The organism is Rhizobium sp. G187 (assembly GCF_051549525.1).
GTDB lineage: Bacteria > Pseudomonadota > Alphaproteobacteria > Rhizobiales > Rhizobiaceae > Allorhizobium.
Map to the genome: position 1 here is coordinate 758,916 of NZ_JBPUGM010000001.1, position 20,202 is coordinate 779,117.

A 20,202-nucleotide genomic window follows, 5' to 3' on the forward strand; every position below is an offset into this window, starting at 1 on the left:
GAAAGCGAGGTCTGGCTCGGGCGATTCGCGAAGGCGATACCGAAACGCCGCCCGCAACAGCAAAGTATCGAACGACGCCATGGACGATAGCGATCTCTTTTCCTCTATGCCTCAGGCGCAAAAGGTCGAGCCCGAACCATCGGCTTCGGCGAAACCTGCGGCAGCGGTCTCGGCAGCAAAGCAAACCGTCACTGCTCCGCCTGCTCCGGGTCCCGCTGGCACGACATCCAGTGGTGACGATTATGGCGCGTCCTCGATCCGCGTTCTCGAGGGGCTCGAGCCAGTGCGCATGCGTCCCGGCATGTATATTGGCGGCACGGACGAAAAGGCGCTGCACCACCTGTTTGCCGAAGTCATCGATAACTCGATGGACGAAGCGGTGGCGGGCCATGCAAACTTCATCGACGTTCATCTCGATGCACAAGGTTACCTTACAGTCACCGACAATGGTCGCGGCATCCCGGTCGAGTTGCATCCGCAGGTGCCCGGCAAGTCGACGCTTGAAGTGATCATGACCAAGCTGCATGCCGGCGGCAAGTTCGATGGCAAGGCCTACGAGACCTCGGGCGGTCTGCATGGTGTCGGCGTATCCGTCGTCAACGCGCTGTCGGATCTGCTCGAAGTGGAAGTGGCTCGCAATCGCAAGCTCTATCGCCAGACATTCTCCCGGGGCGTGCCGCAAGGTGGCCTTGAGGAACTGGGCGAAGTGCACAATCGGCGTGGTACCCGCGTCCGCTTCCATCCGGATCCGCAGATCTTCGGCGATCATGCCAAGTTCGACCCAGGCCGGATTTTCCGGATGGCAAGGTCCAAGGCTTACCTCTTCGGCGGCGTCGAGATCCGCTGGTCGTGCGATCCAGGCATGGTGCCGGAAGGTGGGGACATTCCGGAAAAGGCGGTCTTCCACTTCCCTGGCGGCTTGAAGGATTATCTTGCGGCGACGCTCGGCAAGGAATTCACCGTGACCCGCGAAATCTTCTCCGGCAAGACGGAAAAGACCGGTGGCCATGGCGCCATGGAATGGGCGATCACCTGGTATGGTGGCGATCCGACCGTGCATTCCTATTGCAACACCATTCCGACCCCCGAAGGCGGCACGCATGAAGCAGGCCTGCGCATTGCGCTGACCAAGGGCCTGAAGAACTATGCCGAACTGACTCAGAACAAGCGTGCCCAGCAAATCACCACCGACGACGTGATGATATCGGCCGTTGGCATGCTGTCCGTGTTCATCCGCGAACCGGAATTCGTCGGCCAGACGAAAGACAAGCTCGCGACCGTCGAGGCCCAACGCCTCGTCGAAAACGCGCTGCGCGATCCGTTTGACCACTACCTCGCCGACAATCCGAATGAGGCGGCCAAGCTTCTTGACTGGGTGATCGAGCGTGCGGAAGAGCGCCTGCGCCGCCGCAAGGAAAAGGAAGTCAACCGCAAGACCGCCGTGCGCAAGCTGCGCTTGCCGGGCAAACTTGCCGATTGCGCGCAGAACACCGCTGAAGGTGCCGAACTGTTCATCGTCGAGGGCGACTCGGCTGGTGGCTCGGCCAAACAGGCGCGCAATCGCGCCAACCAGGCGATCCTGCCGTTGCGTGGTAAGATCCTCAATGTCGGCTCGGCCAGCCGCGAGAAGCTGATGGCCAACCAGCAGATCGCTGACCTCATCCAGGCGCTCGGCTGCGGCACGCGGACGAAGTACCGCGACGAGGACCTGCGCTACGAGCGGATCATCGTCATGACCGATGCCGATGTCGACGGTGCGCATATTGCATCGCTGCTGATCACCTTTTTCTATCAGGAAATGCCGGAGCTGATCCGCGGCAACCATCTCTATCTCGCCGTGCCACCGCTCTATGTCATCCGTCAGGGCGCCAAGACCGTCTATGCCCGCGACGATGCGCATCGCGCCGAACTGATGGAAACGGTTTTCAAGGGCAAGAAAGTCGAAATCGGCCGCTTCAAAGGTCTCGGTGAAATGATGCCGGCGCAGCTGAAGGAAACCACGATGGATCCGGCCAAGCGTACACTTCTTCTGGTCGGTATCGACGAAGTCGACTTCGAGGGTACCCGCGACGCTGTGGATGCCTTGATGGGCACGAAACCGGAAGCCCGCTTCCGTTTCATCCAGGAACGCGCTGCATTCGCGGATAATCTCGACATCTGACAAGTTTCGCCCGGTTCGCCGCGCTTGCGCCACGGGCTGCCGCGGCGCGGCCCGGGGCGGCGAATACTGCGCTTCCCGCTGAGCGTCTGCGATAGAAGTCAACGACCTTCTCTACGTGCCCCGTAGCTATCGAAGTGTGCGCCTTACGGCCTACAAAGAGCCCACATTTGGCCTCTAGGATTTCTTTTTGACCCAGGATTGGGCGATCAGCATTCCCCCACCTCACGCTAGACGTCGTTTGGAATGATGCGCCACCGCTGGCCTGATCAGCGGTTCATACCCCTGCGAGCAAACCTAGCGATGCCATTGATGATATTTAAACAACTTCAAAAAATCGCGGCTTGTGCGATGCTCGCGCTGTGGACAATCGCCTACATTTTACCTTCGCCTGCCGCTGCGGCAGATCTCTACTACACCATCTACTATGGCGACACCGTCAGGATCACCGTCAACAACTACGGTCAACACACTGTCGGATATGATCATTCTAGCACTGTAGGTCTGATCGAAGCGGTATACGATATGTCTTTCGACGTAACGTACACGTCTCGAAACGGCTTTGTCGGAACGGACGTCTTCACCTACACGGCCTATAACGATGCGGGGGTGGCCGTTGCCTCGGATACGCTCCATATCACCGTGAAACCGAAGATAACGTTCTCTTCTTCAACCTGGCCGAACGCGAAGCAGGGAGAGGCTTACAGCCAGTCGGTGACGGCGTCCTTCAATGCCGGATCGCAAAGTGTCTCCTATTGGGTCAGCGCCGGCACTCTGCCGGCAGGCCTCAGCCTAGACCCTCAAACCGGGACAATCTCCGGGACACCATCGGCAAGCGGAACTTCATACTTTCAGTTCCACGCAACGAACGGAGATGGCGACAGCGCGCTACAATCAATGAAGATCGTTGTCGGTCCGCAAATCGACGACGTCGCGGCAACTGTTGCTGCCAACAGCAGTGACAACGTCGTTTCCCTCGGACTTTCGGGCGCGCTCAGCGTCACCGGCGTATCACCCCCCTCTTACGGCACAGCGGCCGCCACAGGTGCGGTCCTGACATACACGCCGCATCCAGGCTACTCTGGATCAGACAGCTTTTCCTACACCGTAACCGACAGCACGACGGGACTTTCGGACACGGCGACCGTCACCGTCACCGTCACACCACCAACCCTGTCCTTAGCGCCGGAAAATCTGCCTAACGGTACGACGACAGTGGGCTACAATCAAAATCTGTCTGCACTCTATGGCACAGCGCCATACAGCTATTCGGTTTCCGCCGGCGCTATCCCAGCCGGGCTGACGCTATCGAATGACGGAACCCTCTCCGGCATCCCCAGTGCTCCAGGCATTTTCCAGTTCTCGATCACCGCAACCGATGCCTATGGCGCAATGGGATCCAGGGCGTATAGCCTGGAAGTTCGAATAGCGGCACCGATCGCTGCTAACGTTGAAGCGAATGTCAGCGCCAACAGCACGAATAACCCCATTACCCTTGCACTTTCCGGAGGAACCGCTTCAAGCGTCTCCGTGGCGAGCGATCCCGCTCATGGAACGACGAGCGTCATCGGCACCTCGATTACCTACACACCTGACGCGGGATACTCCGGTCAGGATAGTTTCACCTACGAGGCAAGAAACACGACCGGGCCATCGGCACCGGCGACTGTTACGGTGACCGTCGCACCACCGACGCTTGCCATCTCGCCTTCCACCATTCCGCCGGCAACTGCGGCGGCCCCGTATAGCCAGGCACTGTCGGCCGCAAACGGGACTGCGCCATACAGCTTCGAAGTCACCACTGGCGCGTTGCCAGATGGTCTCTCGCTGACATCGAACGGGATAGTTTCAGGTACACCCAGTATCGAAGGCACTACGGCCTTTGAAGTGACGGTCACCGATGCCTATGGTGCGAAAGGCCGTCTCTCCTATACGATGTCCATCGCAATTGCCCCGCCGATTGCCGGTGACGTCAATGCTGCCGTCGACGCCAATAGTGCCGACAACGCTATTACACTCGCACTTTCGGGTGGTGCAGCAGACAGCTTGGAAATCGCATCGGCGCCCTCACACGGGACGGCCGCAGCCAGCGGCACGACGATCACCTACACGCCGACAGCTGGCTATTCCGGCTCCGACAGCTTCACCTATACCGCAAGCAATGCGACGGGCACCTCGGATCCGGCAACGGTGACCATCACGGTGGCCAAGCCGCAGTTGGCGCTCACGCCGACCGGCACGTTGACATTGCGCCAGGCAGAGGCGTTCACCCAAGCCTTTTCCGCTGATGGCGGCACAGCTCCTTACGACTATGCTCTCGGTGGAGACCTGCCAGACGGCCTGAGTTTCGATCGAGCACGCGGTGTCCTTTCCGGCACACCTGAAATCATGGGTAACTTTCCGCTGACGCTTACCGCGACCGATCTCTACGGGGCTACACTGTCGACAGCGATTACGCTGGATATCGCCGAAGCACGTCCCGTCGCTCCCTCCATTACCGTTCCGACCAATTCCGGGCGAACGGTCACGATCGATCTAACGGAAGGTGCAACCGGGGGCCCCTTTACGGGAGCGAACCTTCTATCCATTTCTCCAGCCAATGCCGGAACAGCCGTAATCGTTCTCGACGACACGGCCGCATCCGACCCGGCCGCCTCCTTTGCAGCCGCTCTTTCTGCCGGGCGATATAAATTGCGCTTCACCGCCAATCCCGATTTTACCGGAACCTTCGTTGCGAGTTACACTCTGACTGGCGCATCCGGGACATCTGCGCCCGCGAGCGTGCAGATCCAAGTCTCCGCCCGACCGATCCTATCAGCCGATCCGGACCTTGTCGGGCTGGTTCAGGCTCAGGCGGCCGCTGCCAGCCGGCTCGCAGACAGTCAGATCGAGAACATCTCCGATCACCTCAGATCTCTTCATGGCAGTTCTTGCCTGAAGAACACGGTCTCTGTCACGATGACAGACGGTGCCGATGGTCAGGCACCTGTCAATGTCGAAACAGCGTGCTCCGCGCTTGCGGGTGGCAACCTCGCCATCTGGTCCTCCGGTTCGATTGATCTCGGCGACAGCGATAGCTTGAACGGAGAAAGTGCCTATGACTTCGCGACACTGTCCCTGACTGGTGGGATCGACTACAGATTGAGTGAAACCATCATCGGCGGCCTTGCCATAGGCTACGCGCGCGATCGCACCGCAATTGGCTCGAACGGAACATCCAGCGTCAACGAGGCGGCCAGCGCGTCGCTCTATGGCGTTTACCAACCGGGAGGCGGTCTCTTCGTTGAAGGCTCTGTCGGTGCGGCCCTTCTCAGCTTCGAGTCCCTGCGGACAACGCCATCGGGACGAGAGGCTGAGGCATCCCGCTCAGGCAGCCAAGTGTTTGGCGTGCTGACCGGCGGCTACGACTATGCAAGTGGCGACCTCAAAGTTACCTCCTATGCCCGCATCCGTGCCTCTCACTCGGTCCTGGACGATACGAAAGAGACGGGCGCCGATTGGGAAAATGCTCAATTTGGCGACATGGAGAGCGATAGCCTTGCCGCCACACTTGGCCTCATCGTCGGCTATGACATTGCGATTGAAGACGCCACATTGACCCCTGAACTGTCGTTGGACTTCTCGAAGGAGTTCCTCGAAACCGGCACGTCGACCGTTACCTATGCGGACGACAACTGGCCAATTGACTACGTCATCCCCGGGTCATCCAGCAACCGCGACACCATGACACTTGGCTTCGGGTTCACCGTAGCGAAACAGGGCGCAGCCACGGTGAGTGGCCGCTACAAGACCAGCTTTAATGGTGAAGGGATCCAATCCCAACGGTTCGCCGTCGACATTAACGGTCAATTCTGACGCTTGATGGTCAAAGAGGGTGGATTGGAAGTGATCGGCTATGCGCTCAACTTCCTTTCCCACAAGCCGGTGACTTGTCTCTGTCATGGGAATAAACCATATGCGGAGGACCGAAACCGGGATTGAATGCACGTGAGCAAATCAGACGAGCAGAACCTGAAACAGGGGCCACGTTGGTTGGGCCCCACCCGCACGGCCCAGACGGCGCTGATCACGCCGATCTCGGCAGCACGCTGGCTGCTCGTTCTCGTCGGCGCAGCCGCCATCTACTTCTTTCACGGCTTCCTCGTGCCGGTTCTCGCTTCGCTGGTAATTGCCTTCGCAAGCTGGCCACTCTACCGCAGACTGCTCGAACGCGTGAACGGCAGCACCACGATTGCCGCGACCCTGGCGATCCTCGCGATCATCAGCTTTCTTGTCGTTCCGATCGGCATCGCGATCAGCTACGCCGTCGATGAAGTTCGGCAATGGATCGTCTGGGCTGTTGAGGCGAACCGGATCGGAGCGCCGACACCAAACTGGATTCTCGGCCTGCCAGGTATCGGTGAGTGGTTAGGGCAACGCTGGAGCGCCTATATCGGCTCGCCTGGGTCTATCGGTGAGCTGATACAGATCGTCAGCGGCGCCAATATCGGCAATATCTATCGTGCCGTGATTGCAGCCGGCGATGGGATCTTCCATCTCGTGCTGACGCTGATCTTCATGCTGATCGCCTTGTTTTTCGTCTTTCGCGACGGTGCAAGTTTCGCCAGGCAAGTTGACCTGCTCGGCGAACGCATTCTCCCCACCCGGTGGGAACGCATTTCGCGCGTCGTGCCCGCTACAATCAGTTCCACCGTCACAGGCATGACGCTGATTGCGATTGCCGAGGGTATCGTGCTCGGCATCGCCTACTGGCTGGCGGGCGTTCCCTCCCCGGTGACGCTTGGCGTCCTGACTGGCATCATGGCCCTCATTCCAGGGGGGGCGCCTCTGTCCTTCACCCTGGTTTCGATCTACCTCATTGCCAGCGGATCCCTGGTGCAGGGCGTCGCACTCTTCATCTGGGGATCGGTCGAACTGTTCATCGTCGACAAGACCGTCCGGCCGCGCCTGGTTGGAGGCCCCATCAAGCTCCCATTCTTGCCAACCTTCTTTGGCCTTGTCGGCGGCGTGAAGACCATGGGATTCCTCGGGCTTTTTATCGGCCCCGTGTTGATGGCGCTTCTCGTCTCGATCTGGCGCGAATGGATACGTGAGGTCGAACTGGCCGAGGAACCCGAAACCGTGGCGGAGCTCGCAGAGCCCCCGCACACGATTGCGCCACTGAAGGAAAAACTCCCCGGGCGCTAAGTATCGAGGTCACCCGGTGGCCTGAAGCCGAAACTGGGCTGCATGCAGGCGGGCATAGGCACCTTGCCTTGCCAAGAGTTCGTCATGCGTACCCGTCTCGGCGATGCCGGACTGGTCAACAACGACGATCCGCGTCGCATCCCTGATGGTTGCCAGCCGGTGAGCAATCACCAGTGTGGTACGCCCAACGGCGAGCTCCGACAAGGACTGCTGGATCGCCTGCTCAGTTTCTGTATCAAGCGCCGATGTCGCCTCATCGAGAATGAGGATCGGCGGGTTCTTCAGGAACATCCGCGCAATAGCCAGACGTTGTTTCTGACCGCCCGAGAGTTTGACGCCACGCTCACCGATGATCGTGTCGAGACCATTCGGCATCGCGTCGATGACCGCCTCCAGCCGGGCGCGGCGCGCCGCTTCCAGGATGTCACGATCACTGGCATCGAGCCGGCCATAGGCAATGTTTTCCCGCACGGTGCCACCGAACAGGAAGACGTCCTGCTGAACGATGCCGATCTGGCTGCGCAGTGATGCAAGCTTCATGCTGCGAATATCGATGCCGTCGATTGTGATCGCGCCTTGGGTCGGCTCGTAGAAGCGCGGCAGCAGCGAACAGAGGGTGGTCTTGCCAGCCCCCGATGGGCCGACAAAGGCAATCGTCTCACCTGCGCGGATATTGAGATTGATACCCTGCAAGACCGATCGGTCGGCCGAGTATCCGAAACTGAGATTGCTAAAGGCGATATCGCCCTTCAGCACCGGAGCCTCTATGGCACCCGGGGCGTCCTCGATATCAGGTTCAGTTTCCATCAGTTCGGTGAAACGGCGGAAACCGGCAATACCCTTGGGATAGGTCTCGATGACGGAGTTGATCTTCTCCACCGGGCGGAAAAAGACACCGACCAGCAGCAGGAAGCCGACAAAGCCGCCATTCGTCAATTCGCCGAGAATGACCAGATAAGCGCCGGCGATCATCACAACCATCTGGACCAAACGCATGCTCATATAGGAGAGCGAGGTGCTGGCCGCCATGATTCGATAGGCATCTAGCTTGGTGCGCCGATAATTCTGGTTGTCCTGCTCGAACAGGACGCGCTCATGCGCCTCGTTTGCGAAAGCCTGGACCACACGGATGCCGCCCACATTCTCCTCGATCCGCGCGTTGAAATCGCCAACGCGGCCGAACAGCTGGCGGAAGTTGTCGGTCATCCGGCTGCCATAGCGGCTGGTCACATAACCGGTCAGAGGCACGATCAGCGCCGTAAGCAGAGCAAGGTCCACATTGACCGACAGCATGAGCAGGAAGGCACCAATGAAGGTCATGACCGCGATGAATAGGTCTTCGGGCCCGTGATGGGCAACCTCGCCGATTTCCTCCAGATCCTTCGTCAGCCGGCCTACCAGATGACCGGTCTTCTGATTGTCGAAGTAGCGGAAGGACAGTTTCTGCAAGTGGCTGAATGCCATACGGCGCATGTCAGTTTCGATATTGATGCCGAGCATATGACCCCAATAGGTCACCACAGCCATCAGTCCTGTATTGATCGCATAGATGGCCAGCAGCACTACCGAGGCCCCGACGATCACAACCCATTGGCCAGTCGGCAGCAACTCGTCGACAAAGAGCTTCACGGCAATCGGAAAAGCGAGTTCCAGCACGCCCGAGAGAACGGCGCAGCCGAAATCGAGAAGAAAAAGACCACGATAAGGTTGGTAGAAAGCAAAAAACTTACGAAGCATAACTTTGATGACCGGACTTTTCGCCGGAGGAATGCCCGCCGGCCCAAACTGGTGCGGTCATCTCATATTTTATGGATCTATCCAAGGGCTGAGGCTCGGGCAAATTGCTTTCGCCAGTCCCTCCCCTGACATCGCTGCGTTCACGCATGCGATCGCACGCCCGCCATTGGCTGCGTCTTGCTTTGGCTGCATTCCTACGCTTTCGTCCCGGCGTTTGGAGACGATACAAGGAATGGCGCGATGAAGACCGCATTGATCATGATCACGATCCTGGGATGTGACGACAAAGTCAGCCAATGCGAATACTACGCCACGCCGCCGGAACGCTTCGTCTCCATCGAACTCTGCGACGCGGCCTCGGAAAACGTGCTGGAACGCTATGGCAATATCGGCTTTCCTACCGCCGTTGCCGTGTGTCAGCAGCCACCGCCGGAGATTGCCTCTGACCCGGCTGTCGCGCCCCCGTCAAACCCAGCCGCCAATGCGCAGCCCGATTCGGCCAATACCTCGGTGCCGACCGCGAGCGCCGAAGCCCCGGAAGTGACGGAAAAGCATAGAACGCTTGCTGCCCGCGCAGTCGACCGGATCCGGAATGTTCTGCCCGGAACCAGCGACATTAAGATGATTTTCGAGACACCGATACACGTCGTCTCGGACAGCTATTCCTGGGTCGCAAAGAAAATCAGCGACTGAGGCCGCTCAGGCCGCTGCCAGCGCAAGGCCGCTGGCATAATCGCGTGCCAGCCGACGTTCCTCGGCAATTGCCAACCGTTCAACGAGATCGAGGAGCGTGCGAGCGCCCTCGGTCAGGTCGGGAACGCTGCGATAACGGGCGACCAGGCGATGCGCGATATTGTCAAGCTCAAGCACGGCCGACGCGTGGAAGACATCGCGCCATTGCATGATCGCATCCACGAAGAGAGGACTTACCTCACGCGACAAGCCGGCACTTTCAAGGAGCGCGCGCACGGCATGGAAACGCCCAGTCGCCAGGATTGACCGGACTCTGCGCTCCTCCATGCCAGAAATGAAACACAGGGCAGCCGAGAAAAAGTCAGTCCGGCCTGCGCAAAGCGCGTGCATCAGAAATGCCGGTGTCAAACGGTTCGCCTGGCAGAGATGCGAAACAAGCCGGGAGAGTTCATCGCCGTGCAGATCCGCCAGGAGTGATATTGTGGCGGTATCGCTTGCCTCGCGCGCAATCCGGTCCAGGCGCCGGCTCCCAATCGTGCCCAGTACGAGATCTGATCCGACAAGCGCTTCCGCGACATACTGAACCAGCATCTGACGGACCTCGGCCGAGAGATCATCGCGTACGAGAAGGTGCGAGCGCACCGCCTCATCGCGACCATGCCGCTCGGCTATGCGGCGAAGGGTAAAGCCTGTAAAGGCAGCGCCCGGATTCTCGAGAAGCACTTCGATTTCAGCCGCGTCACCAATCTCTGCAAGCGCGGCTGCAACGGCGGCACCGACTCTCTGGCGGGAAGCAATCAGCGCCCGCGTTTCGGTGGTCCCACGACCGGCGATATCGACCAGATCGTGGTCGGTCAAAACTGGCGAAAAGAGGATGACGGGGCATGCGATCTCTGCCTGATCTTCAGCGAGAGACACCATGATGGCGCGGGGCGCGGATGGTTCAGAGGCCAGCGCCTCAGCAAGCGCCAGACGCACCTGAGGAGACGCATCATCGAGAAGATAGGTCATGCCCACCTGGGCAGCCTGCCGCTCCTCCGGCCGCATCCGGCCGCCGACATAGGCCTTGGCAAGGGCGGTCGCCGCTCTTGCCCGATCCTGTGCCTTTGCGGTTTCGACCCACCGGAGAAATGCTGCCACGATCACAGTTCCAACCTACTCTTTACTGGAAAGCCTTGTATTTCCGTAGGCTGAAGACTACCGGCAAAGAGTTTAAGAAACGTTCACCACGTTCATTAACCGTAACCTCAAAGGAGCGAGAGAAGGACGATACTGTGTCTTCCGCTCCAACAGTGCCCAGCTCTTCTGAAGGATCAGAGCCCTCTACTCGGCACCCGGCGCTTTTGGCCGCCCAAGCTGGAAGAGTGGGCCCAGGCCCGCATAATCCATATAGCCGAGCCTTGCGACCGGATCGGCCAGAGCCAGATCGAAACGTCCGTCCCGGATGACGCTCTCGTCGATATGGATACCCATGACTTGTCCGACCACCATGTGACTGTCGGTGTCCTGTCCGGCGACATCCTTCAACGTTGTCACCATCGTGACACGGCATTCGAGCACGGCCACGGCCTCGCCAACATAGGGTGCCGAGACGACACGCCCCTCGAGCGGCGTCAGCCCTGAAACGATAAACTCATCCGTTCCGTAAGGTGCGGCTATCGAAGAGGCGTTCATTGGATCAAGCAAGGGTCGGCCGACGAAATTTGCCGTGAAGACACCCGTCTCCTGAGCATTGCGCAGGCTATCCTTGCGCCCGCTCGAGGAGAACATGACAAGCTTCGGCCGGTCACCGACCGCGTTGAAGAAGGAATAAGGCGCGAGATTCCGGCTTCCGTCCACGCCCCGCGTGCCAATCCAGCCAATCGGTCGCGGCGCCACGATCGCCTTGAAGGGATCGTGGGCCAGACCGTGGGCATTGCCTTCCGTTTCATAAAACATCAAGCGCCCTCGCCTCTCCAACTGACCACATCCTCAAGGACGGGACGCGGTCGCTCGGTGATCGGAAACTCGGTAGAACCTATGTGGATGAACCCGGCAACCTTTTCGCCCGGATTGACGCCGAGCAGCGGGTAAGCGCTCTCGTCAAAAGCGAACCATTCCGTCAGCCAATTCGACACGAAGCCATGCGCATTTGCAGCCATGAGCAGATTAAGGCAGACGGCACCGGCCGACATGACCTGCTCCCATTCCGGGATTTTTGCATGGGGAGCGGCCGTGGATACGACGGCGATCACGACTGGAGCGCGCGTAAAGCGGTTGCGTTCGACCTCAACCATTTCCGGCGAAAGCGCCGGATTCTTGGTCAGCGCCATTTGCAACAGCGCTTCACCGATGACCTGCCTTTCCGAACCACGATAGACGATGAAGCGCCAGGGCGCGATCTTGCCATGATCGGGAACGCGAATCGCCAGCGTCAGCATCGCCTCGATTTCCGCACGGTCAGGCCCGGGCTCACACATCTGGAAAGCCGGTACGGAGCGGCGGACTGCGAGATAGTCGATCAGTTTGATATCATTTTTCATTTTTAAACACCCGAGATGTAGCATGGCGTGGCGGCAGGTCTTGAAATTGCCATCTGCTTCGGTTTGAACTTGCCGCCATCGGGAAGGAAGTCAACACACCGTGTTCCGCATGCCGCGTCTCCGCATTGCCACAGTTTTTTCGCTCGCGATCGTTTCGATGCTTGCGGCAGGACACGTGTCTTTTGCTCAGGAAGCATTTGAGACATTCAAGCAATTGAATAGCTCCACCAAGATGCCGAAGATCAAGGCATTCACCGCTCCGGATCCTGCAGCACTTGCCGCCATGACCCAGACCCGCAGCGTCAAGCTCGAGGCCAAGCTGACGGATAAGGCCCCCCCGATGAATGCAGGCCTCTCCTGGCGCGTCTTCAGCCCAATTCCGGGCTCCGATGGCAAACTGCCGCTGCTCGCAAGCGCCGAGGGTGGGTCGGCCGATTTCCAGCTCGCTCCCGGCGACTATTTCGTCAACGTCTCGTTTGGGCGCGCCGGCGCCACGAAAAAGCTGACCGTAACCGTCGACAAGGACGTCGATACGCAGGTCATGGTGCTCAATGCCGGCGGACTGTCGCTCAGCGCGACATCCGGTACAGACACGCAGATCTCCGACAAGCAGCTGACCTTCGACATCTACTCTTCCGAGGTGGCAGAGAACGGTGAGCGACGACTGATGCTGGCTGACATCAGGCCGAACACCATCGTTCGCCTGAATGCCGGAACCTATCACGTCGTTTCCGAATATGGCTCAATCAACGCGGTCGTCCGTGCGGATATCAAGGTCGAGGCAGGCGAGTTGACGGAGGCGACAATCCAGCACCGCGCCTCGCAGGTCTCTTTCAAACTCGTCTCCGACGAAGGCGGTGAAGCGATTGCCGACACGGCCTGGTCGATCGTGACGTCAGGCGGCGATATCGTTGCGGAAAGCGTCAGCGCCTTTCCGGTGATGGTTTTGTCGGAAGGTCAGTATACCGCGATCGCCCGGAACAAGGACGAGATCTTCCAGAAGGATTTCGAAGTCGTCGCCGGCGTCAATCAGGACGTCGAGCTCTTGCTCGACTGATCCAGATCCACCTACCCCAGCCCCAAGATCCCTAGTCTACCTAGATATTCAGGCGGCCTTCTGCCAACGCGCCCGAAATCCACGAACCTTGCGCGGCGGCGCCATGACAAAGACCGCCGAATAGAGACGAGCCAAAAGATCTTTCCTATCTGCTATTTCGCGCAATTCCGTCCAAGGTATCGTGGCACCAACGCGTGCCGACATGGTGGAGCCAGACAGGCGGCGGAATTCGCGAATCAACAGAGAGATACGCAGCGTCAGCGATATCTTGCTGGCAAGGTGGAACAGGCGACCATTCTGCCCCTCGAAGAAGATCGGCAGAACATCCGCTTTAGCCGACTGCACCAGCTTTGCAGGGAACATCTTCCAGGGCAAATCCTCGGCGCGGCCGAAGCCTTTTTTCGCCGTCGCGACGCCGCCGGCCGGGAAAACGATGATTGTCACGCCTTCCTGCAGCAGGCGAAGCGCTTCATGGCGGGTGCGCATGTTGATCGCCAAAGCTTCCTTGGTTTCCTCGAAAGAAACCGGAAGAGAATACGGTGCCATCTCCGGCACCTTCAGCAATTCGTCATTGATCAGAACGCGGAACGGCCTCCCCAATTGCTCGGCCAGGGCCAGAACGGCGATCCCGTCGCCAATACCGAAGGGATGATTGGCGATCATCACCACGGGCCCTGTCGGCAGCTCAGCGGGTGGCCAGGTGCCGTGAACCTTCAGGTCCACGTCGATCAGGTCAAGCATCTTGCCGAACACGCGATCGGTCTTACCAACGATGTCGTGACGCCAGAGGTCGTAGAGCCGGGTGAAGCGATCACGACCCGACAGCCCCTCGATCGACCGTATGAACCAGCGCTTCAGGCGCGGATCACGCTCGTTGGCATAAGACAGTTCCTTGAACTTCACGGGAGACCTCGGCTGCGACCTTCTTCATCCGACTGTCATATGCAATTTGCATGACAGTCGTCTGACAGGAACGATGAGGTTCCTGTCAGACGGTATGTCTTAAGCAAGCCTGCGTGCCAGCTTTCGCTTGACGTCCGGCGGCGTTGCCTCGCCAGACAGGGCCGCGATCGCTTCGGCAAGCGGCATCGACACCTGTTCCTGCGAACCGAGACGACGGATATTGACCGTCTTTTCCTCTGCCTCGCGCTTGCCGCAGACGATGATCACCGGAACCTTGGTCACCGAATGCTCGCGGACCTTGTAGTTGATCTTCTCGTTGCGGAAGTCGGTCTCAACCTGCAGGCCCGCATCGCGCAGCTGTTCGGCAACCTCGCGACCATAATCATCAGCATCCGACGTGATCGTGGCGACCACGACCTGCAGCGGTGCGAACCAGAGTGGCATGTGGCCGGCAAAGTTCTCGATCAGGATGCCGAGGAAACGCTCCATCGAGCCGCAGATGGCGCGGTGGATCATGACCGGCTGAACCTTTTCCGAGTTCTGGTCGATGTAGAAGGCACCGAAGCGTTCCGGCAGGTTGAAGTCAACCTGGGTCGTGCCGCACTGCCATTCACGGCCGATGGCATCGCGGAGCGTGTATTCGAACTTCGGACCGTAGAAAGCGCCCTCGCCCGGCAGGATGCCGGTCTTGATGCGTCCGCCGGACTGTTCCTCGATCTGCTTCAGTACGTCCATCATCACGCTTTCGGCGCGATCCCAGAGCTCGTCGGACCCGACGCGCTTTTCCGGACGGGTCGAGAGCTTCACGACGATCTCGTTGAAGCCGAAGTCCTCATAGACAGACAGAATCAGCTCGTTGATGCGCAGGCATTCAGCCGCCATCTGCTCTTCCGTGCAGAAGACATGCGCATCGTCCTGGGTGAAGCCGCGAACGCGCATCAGGCCGTGAAGCGCTCCGGAGGCCTCATAGCGGTGAACATTGCCGAATTCGGCGAGACGGACCGGAAGCTCGCGGTAAGACTTCAAGCCGTGCTTGAAAATCTGCACGTGACCCGGGCAGTTCATCGGCTTCAAGGCGAAGACCTTCTGATCGGCTTCCTTGTCGTCGGGATGGGTGAAGGCATGGGCCGATTTTACGGCAAACATGTTTTCCTGGTACCAGCCCCAGTGGCCGGAGGTTTCCCACAACGACTTGTCGAGCACCTGCGGTGCATTCACTTCCTCATAGGTGCCTTCGAGACGACGGCGCATGTAGGAAGTCAGGGTCTGGAACATGCGCCAGCCCTTGCCGTGCCAGAAGACGACGCCTGGACCCTCTTCCTGGAAATGGAAGAGATCCATTTCGCGGCCAAGCTTGCGGTGATCGCGCTTTTCGGCTTCGGCGAGAATATGGAGATAGTTGTCGAGCTGCTCCTGCTCGGCGAAGGCCGTGCCGTAGATGCGGGTCAGCATGGGATTGTTGCTGTCACCGCGCCAATAGGCGCCGGCCACCTTCATCAGCTTGAACGCCATGCCAATCTGCCCGGTGGACGCCATATGCGGCCCACGGCAGAGATCGAACCAGTCGCCCTGATAGTAGATCTTGAGATCCTGGTCCGCTGGGATGGCATCGACCAGTTCGACCTTGTACTTCTCGCCCTTGGAGGCAAAGACTTCCTTCGCCTTGTCGCGCGACCAGATCTCCTTGGTGAAGGGCTTGTTGCGCTGGATGATCTCCTTCATCCGCTTTTCGATCTTGGGCAGATCGTCGGGCGTGAAGGGTTCGTCCTTGGCGAAATCGTAGTAGAATCCGTTCTCGATCACCGGACCGATGGTGACCTGGGTCCCGGGCCACAATTCCTGCACGGCTTCAGCCATGACATGGGCCGCGTCATGGCGAATGAGCTCGATGGCGCGTGGGTCGGTGCGGGTGACGATCTCGATCGCGCCATCGACGACAGGGTCAGACAGGTCGCGCAGCGTGCCATCGAGCGCAATCGCAACAGCCTTCTTGGCCAGCGACTTGGAGATCGATTCGGCAACGGCTGCGCCAGTCGTGCCGGCGTCATACTGGCGAATGGAGCCATCGGGGAAAGTGAGAGATACGGAAGCGGACATAAACGTCTCCTGATCCAGTCCCGCCAACGAATGCGGGTGGTGAAATTTGCGGGATTTTAATCTCCGCCATGAACGCGCGCTTGATAGGCTGAAAGCGCTGCTGAGTAAAGGATCTTACAGATTGGGCGCAATGGGCGAGAAGGTCTCCCCGATGCAGGCCTTGCCAACACCGGCGGAGACAAATGGAAACAATTGCCGGGTAAGCCGCGATGTCGCGACCCCTTTTCAGCGATCCTCGACCAGAACCTTGATGATGCGTCCCCCGTGATCGAATTCGATCGTCTCGACGCCGGTGCGCTCCAGCGGCTGGCCGGTCTGGGCATGGGTGGCTTTCAGGTTCCAGTAGGAGCGCGCCACATGGGAATCGACCTGCTCGACGCGATCATTCCAGGCGATCTGGTCCGGGTAGGTCTCAAAGTAGGCACGGAAGGCAACCAGAATGGCATCGCGCCCGACCTTCGGGCCGGTTCCCGCGGAGATATAAGCGGCATCCTCCGCAAAGGCCTGTTCGATCCACTTATAATCAAGGCGATTGATCGCCGCATGGAAGTCAATCAACTGACGGACAGGGTCAAAGGCGGCATTCGGCATGACAGTCACGCTTTCTTTCGATTTGCGACCAACGGTCCAGAGCGACCAAGGCTTCCACCATCGATATTCGTTATCAAGGCGCGGCGGTACAGGATCAAAACCCCAACTTCCACCCGGACCGCACCTGGACACACGGAACAAGGTCAGCCAACCGCCTGACCAGAGTCCGTGGCGCGCTATGGCTTCATATCCATATTCGGAACATGTCGGCGAGTGCCGGCACGAACTGCCGATCACACTGGAGAGTGTCAATTGATAGAGCCGAATCAGCCCGGTACCGAAAATCCGGTCAGGTGTCTTACGAAACGGGCCGGAAAAATTTCGGCTGCGTCGCGTGTCCGGCGGCGTGCGTTGGCCACATTGAGGCGCCTCGCACATCTCAAACAGCCCGCGCCGATGCCGTCTCGCTTTCGATTTGATTGAGGCAATCGACCACGGCATCGAAAGTGAGCATGGTCGAAGCGTGGCGTGCCTTATACTCCCGTACAGGCTTCAGGAAACGCATATCCTCAAAGCGGCCGGCGGGGCCTTCGCCGTCTTCCTTGAGCATGGCCAGCATCTCCAGACGTGCCTGCCGCAACTCCTGCGGCGTGGCCCCAATGACGTGGCGCGCCATGATCCCGGACGAGGCCTGCCCGAGCGCGCAGGCCTTGACCTCATGGGAGAAGTCGCTCACGACCCCTTTGTCGAGACAGAGATAGACTTTGACGCGTGACCCGCAGAGCTTGGAATGCTTCTCGGCAACTGCCTGTGCGTCAGCCAGCTTTCCGATCCGTCCAATATTGCCTGCAAATTCGAGGATCTTGGTGTTGTAGATGTCGTCCATGATCAATCCGCCTTGGGTTTCAAGCCGTATATAGGGAGCATAACGGTCGATGTCCCAGACCTCAGGTCGCAGTTGGTACCTTTAACTGGAGGTCGTGCACGATTATATCTGTCCGGGCGCGGTTTCACAAATACCGAAGCGCACTCGACTGGATGCCCCGAAGAGCTAGACCTCGATACGGGATTTGCACTATGAGCCGCATTGAACTTTTGAATTCCGGCATAGCCAAACAAGCGACCCGAAAGGATCGGGATCGGGAGACCAAGGGCATGGACGCCATCGTCAAGAAGCTGACCACCGAACCGCGCCGCCCGTCACGCGAGGAAGCGGAGGAAGCCGTGCGCACCCTGCTGCTGTGGGCCGGAGACGACCCGGAACGCGAGGGGCTGCTCGACACGCCTTCCCGCGTTGCCAAAGCCTATGCGGAACTGTTTTCCGGCTATGGAGCCGATATCGACGATGTTCTGGGTCGGACATTCGAGGAAGTTGGCGGCTACAACGACATGGTCCTTGTGCGCGACATCACCTTCTTCTCGCATTGCGAGCACCATATGCTGCCAGTCATGGGCAAGGCGCATGTCGGCTATCTGCCGAATGGTCGTGTTCTCGGCTTGTCGAAGATCGCCCGCATCGTCGATGTTTTCGCAAAGCGCCTACAGACCCAGGAAAACATGACGGCGCAGATCGCTCAGGCGATTGACGAGACACTTCAGCCAAGGGGGGTTGCCGTCTTCCTTGAAGCCGAACACATGTGCATGGCGATGCGCGGGATACAGAAGACGGGCTCAACCACGTTGACCACGACATTCAAGGGTTCGTTTCAGGATAATGCTGCGGAACAGGCCCGCTTCATGTCGATGGTCCGCAGCCGGTAAGGTCGGCAGCGATCCAAATAGCAGAAAGAGATTTTCATGACGGCGCCGCAGTTTTCACCTCCCTCGCCGGATAAGACTGTGCTTGAGGAAGGGCTGGTCCTTACCCCCAAGTTCGACGAAAAGGGATTGGTCACTGCCGTGGTTACGGATGCGCGGGATGGCCATCTCCTGATGGTAGCGCACATGAATGACGAGGCTCTGCAGCTGACGCTGCAAACCGGAATCGGCCATTACTACAGCCGCTCGCGCGGCAAGATCTGGAAAAAGGGCGAAAGCTCGGGGAACCTGCAGTCGGTCAAGGAAATCCGCGTCGACTGCGACCAGGATGCGGTGTGGCTAATGGTGGAAGTGGCTGGACACGACGCAACATGCCATACCGGCCGTCGATCCTGCTTCTATCGTCGAGCCGTCATCGACGGCGGCGAAGCGAGGCTTGAAGTCGCCGATGATCATCGGCATTTCGATCCCTTGTCGGTCTATGCCGAAACAAAGTCCTGATTCCGTCGAACTCTTTCCCTAACGATTTCGTAAGCAGACAGTGGCCTAATCGAGGTCGGGTGTTTTGTTTCGGGACGGGGACCAATGCTGAACTGGAATTTCATGTCAGGCGGTGGCGCCCCGATGGCGGAGACGTCCTCGCAACCCATCGAATCAGCAGGGCACGCAACAAAACCTGTCGAAACATCTGGCAAGCCTGCCCTGGCGCTCGCCCTGGGCGGTGGTGCTGCCCGTGGCTGGGCCCATATTGGTGTCCTTCGCGCTCTGGATGAAGAAGGCATTGAGGTCGGCATGATTGCGGGGACCTCAATCGGCGCCCTGGTTGGCGGCTGCTATCTTGCCGGCAAGCTTGACGAGCTTGAGACATTTGCGCGGTCACTGACCATGCGCCGGATCGCATCCCTGCTTGATCTCACCATCGGTGGCGGCGGTCTACTTGGCGGTATGCGTCTGACCAAGCGAATGCAGGAGCATCTGGAAGGTCTGACGATCGAAGACCTGCCCAAGCCATTTATTGCGGTGGCTTCGGAACTCAACAGCGGTCACGAAGTGTGGATCGGTGGTGGTGATCTGATCACGGCGCTCAGGGCTTCCTACGCCCTGCCCGGCATTTTCGAACCAGTTCGCTGCAACAACCGCACCCTGATCGACGGTGCACTGGTCAATCCCGTGCCAGTGTCTGTTTGCCGCGCCAATGAACAGGCGCTGGTGATGGCGGTAAACCTCAACTACGACGTCTTTGGCCGCTCCGCGGTGGTCAAGCATGTCGCGACTCGCGAGACAGCGGAGACACCACAGACCCGGGACCCCAAGCGCGTCGGACTGACCGGCGTCATGGTGCAGGCGTTCAACATCATTCAGGACCGAATTTCACGGGCGCGGCTTGCCGGCGATCCGCCGGATCTTGCGCTCCATCCAAGGCTCAGCGATATCGGGCTTTCGGAATTCCACCGTGCAGGGGAAGCAATCGACCGCGGCTATCAGGAAGCCAAGGTTCGCGTTGGCGAAATTCGCCGTATGCAGGACGCCATCCTGCGCTGAGGCGCCAGACCGGCTGG

The 20,202-nt window shown here is 59.2% G+C and carries 16 protein-coding genes and 1 pseudogene; 8 read left to right on the forward strand and 9 right to left on the reverse strand.

What is annotated here, in order from left to right; translation table 11 throughout:
- Positions 1-79: 79 nt before the first annotated feature.
- From parE to ACSV9I_RS03595, 3 genes are all read left to right on the forward strand, one after another.
- Entirely contained in the window at positions 80-2,161 is a 2,082-nt protein-coding gene (parE, locus tag ACSV9I_RS03585) for a DNA topoisomerase IV subunit B (RefSeq protein ID WP_438327690.1), read from the forward strand.
- 348 nt (positions 2,162-2,509) lie between these two features.
- Complete coding sequence (locus ACSV9I_RS03590; RefSeq protein WP_438327310.1) at positions 2,510-6,013, forward strand: putative Ig domain-containing protein; 3,504 nt, start codon at positions 2,510-2,512, stop codon at positions 6,011-6,013.
- 132 nt (positions 6,014-6,145) lie between these two features.
- Positions 6,146-7,345 carry an AI-2E family transporter gene (locus ACSV9I_RS03595; protein WP_245281445.1) on the forward strand — a complete coding sequence of 400 codons (1,200 nt, stop codon included), beginning with the start codon at positions 6,146-6,148 and terminating at the stop codon, positions 7,343-7,345.
- A 9-nt stretch (positions 7,346-7,354) separates the two neighbouring features.
- Here ACSV9I_RS03595 and ACSV9I_RS03600 read toward each other — a convergent pair whose 3' ends face one another.
- Positions 7,355-9,082 (reverse strand): ABC transporter ATP-binding protein, encoded by a 1,728-nt coding sequence (locus tag ACSV9I_RS03600; protein WP_438327312.1) that lies wholly within the window; start codon positions 9,080-9,082, stop codon positions 7,355-7,357.
- Positions 9,083-9,322: 240 nt separating this feature from the next.
- On the opposite strand from ACSV9I_RS03600, the gene ACSV9I_RS03605 reads away from it, so the two are divergent.
- Positions 9,323-9,775, forward strand: a complete 453-nt coding sequence (locus ACSV9I_RS03605) for a hypothetical protein (RefSeq protein WP_438327313.1) — start codon at positions 9,323-9,325, stop codon at positions 9,773-9,775.
- A gap of 6 nt (positions 9,776-9,781) precedes the next feature.
- Here the strand turns inward: ACSV9I_RS03605 and ACSV9I_RS03610 are convergent, their stop codons facing one another.
- From ACSV9I_RS03610 to ACSV9I_RS03620, 3 genes are all read right to left on the reverse strand, one after another.
- Positions 9,782-10,921 (reverse strand): DUF2336 domain-containing protein, encoded by a 1,140-nt coding sequence (locus tag ACSV9I_RS03610; RefSeq protein ID WP_438327315.1) that lies wholly within the window; start codon positions 10,919-10,921, stop codon positions 9,782-9,784.
- Positions 10,922-11,098: 177 nt separating this feature from the next.
- Complete coding sequence (locus tag ACSV9I_RS03615) at positions 11,099-11,713, reverse strand: flavin reductase family protein (RefSeq protein ID WP_438327317.1); 615 nt, start codon at positions 11,711-11,713, stop codon at positions 11,099-11,101.
- Positions 11,713-12,297, reverse strand: a complete 585-nt coding sequence (locus ACSV9I_RS03620) for a nitroreductase family protein (protein WP_438327319.1) — start codon at positions 12,295-12,297, stop codon at positions 11,713-11,715. Before ACSV9I_RS03620 ends, ACSV9I_RS03615 begins: the two co-directional genes overlap by 1 nt.
- A 109-nt stretch (positions 12,298-12,406) precedes the next feature.
- Between ACSV9I_RS03620 and ACSV9I_RS03625 the strand changes: the two genes are divergently transcribed.
- Positions 12,407-13,354, forward strand: a complete 948-nt coding sequence (locus ACSV9I_RS03625) for a hypothetical protein (RefSeq protein ID WP_438327322.1) — start codon at positions 12,407-12,409, stop codon at positions 13,352-13,354.
- Between the two features lie 48 nt (positions 13,355-13,402).
- Here ACSV9I_RS03625 and ACSV9I_RS03630 read toward each other — a convergent pair whose 3' ends face one another.
- The 5 genes and pseudogenes from ACSV9I_RS03630 to ACSV9I_RS03650 all read right to left on the reverse strand — a co-directional run bounded on the left by ACSV9I_RS03630 (position 13,403) and on the right by ACSV9I_RS03650 (position 17,774).
- Entirely contained in the window at positions 13,403-14,257 is an 855-nt protein-coding gene (locus ACSV9I_RS03630) for a lysophospholipid acyltransferase family protein (RefSeq protein WP_054158385.1), read from the reverse strand.
- Between the two features lie 99 nt (positions 14,258-14,356).
- Positions 14,357-16,354, reverse strand: coding sequence for a threonine--tRNA ligase (gene thrS / locus ACSV9I_RS03635; protein WP_054158384.1), 1,998 nt, complete (start codon positions 16,352-16,354; stop codon positions 14,357-14,359).
- 225 nt (positions 16,355-16,579) lie between these two features.
- Positions 16,580-16,945, reverse strand: coding sequence for a nuclear transport factor 2 family protein (locus ACSV9I_RS03640; protein WP_438327693.1), 366 nt, complete (start codon positions 16,943-16,945; stop codon positions 16,580-16,582).
- Positions 16,946-16,966: 21 nt separating this feature from the next.
- A pseudogene (yidD, locus tag ACSV9I_RS03645) lies at positions 16,967-17,323 on the reverse strand (membrane protein insertion efficiency factor YidD); the annotation flags it as partial.
- Position 17,324: 1 nt separating this feature from the next.
- On the reverse strand, positions 17,325-17,774 hold the full coding sequence (locus ACSV9I_RS03650; protein WP_438327694.1) for an iron-sulfur cluster assembly scaffold protein: 450 nt from the start codon (positions 17,772-17,774) through the stop codon (positions 17,325-17,327).
- Positions 17,775-18,040: 266 nt separating this feature from the next.
- Here ACSV9I_RS03650 and folE point away from each other — a divergent pair, with 266 nt between their 5' ends.
- The 3 genes from folE (at position 18,041) to ACSV9I_RS03665 (ending at position 20,185) form a co-directional block, all read left to right on the forward strand.
- Positions 18,041-18,646: a GTP cyclohydrolase I FolE gene (gene folE / locus ACSV9I_RS03655; protein WP_054158516.1), complete on the forward strand. Its 606-nt coding sequence runs from the start codon at positions 18,041-18,043 to the stop codon at positions 18,644-18,646.
- Positions 18,647-18,682: 36 nt separating this feature from the next.
- Entirely contained in the window at positions 18,683-19,144 is a 462-nt protein-coding gene (gene hisI, locus ACSV9I_RS03660; RefSeq protein WP_438327325.1) for a phosphoribosyl-AMP cyclohydrolase, read from the forward strand.
- Positions 19,145-19,228: 84 nt separating this feature from the next.
- Positions 19,229-20,185: a patatin-like phospholipase family protein gene (locus ACSV9I_RS03665; protein WP_438327327.1), complete on the forward strand. Its 957-nt coding sequence runs from the start codon at positions 19,229-19,231 to the stop codon at positions 20,183-20,185.
- The last annotated feature ends 17 nt before the right edge of the window (positions 20,186-20,202 follow it).

What these genes read in the sequence shown, in the direction of transcription:
- parE (WP_438327690.1), top strand. Translation starts at nt 80, where the DNA reads ATGGACGATAGCGATCTCTTTTCCTCTATGCCTCAGGCGCAAAAGGTC.
- ACSV9I_RS03590 (WP_438327310.1), top strand. Translation starts at nt 2,510, where the DNA reads ATGCTCGCGCTGTGGACAATCGCCTACATTTTACCTTCGCCTGCCGCT.
- ACSV9I_RS03600 (WP_438327312.1), bottom strand. Translation starts at nt 9,082, where the DNA reads ATGCTTCGTAAGTTTTTTGCTTTCTACCAACCTTATCGTGGTCTTTTT.
- ACSV9I_RS03605 (WP_438327313.1), top strand. Translation starts at nt 9,323, where the DNA reads ATGAAGACCGCATTGATCATGATCACGATCCTGGGATGTGACGACAAA.
- ACSV9I_RS03615 (WP_438327317.1), bottom strand. Translation starts at nt 11,713, where the DNA reads ATGTTTTATGAAACGGAAGGCAATGCCCACGGTCTGGCCCACGATCCC.
- ACSV9I_RS03620 (WP_438327319.1), bottom strand. Translation starts at nt 12,297, where the DNA reads ATGAAAAATGATATCAAACTGATCGACTATCTCGCAGTCCGCCGCTCC.
- ACSV9I_RS03625 (WP_438327322.1), top strand. Translation starts at nt 12,407, where the DNA reads ATGCCGCGTCTCCGCATTGCCACAGTTTTTTCGCTCGCGATCGTTTCG.
- thrS (WP_054158384.1), bottom strand. Translation starts at nt 16,354, where the DNA reads ATGTCCGCTTCCGTATCTCTCACTTTCCCCGATGGCTCCATTCGCCAG.
- ACSV9I_RS03640 (WP_438327693.1), bottom strand. Translation starts at nt 16,945, where the DNA reads ATGCCGAATGCCGCCTTTGACCCTGTCCGTCAGTTGATTGACTTCCAT.
- folE (WP_054158516.1), top strand. Translation starts at nt 18,041, where the DNA reads ATGGACGCCATCGTCAAGAAGCTGACCACCGAACCGCGCCGCCCGTCA.
- hisI (WP_438327325.1), top strand. Translation starts at nt 18,683, where the DNA reads ATGACGGCGCCGCAGTTTTCACCTCCCTCGCCGGATAAGACTGTGCTT.
- ACSV9I_RS03665 (WP_438327327.1), top strand. Translation starts at nt 19,229, where the DNA reads ATGCTGAACTGGAATTTCATGTCAGGCGGTGGCGCCCCGATGGCGGAG.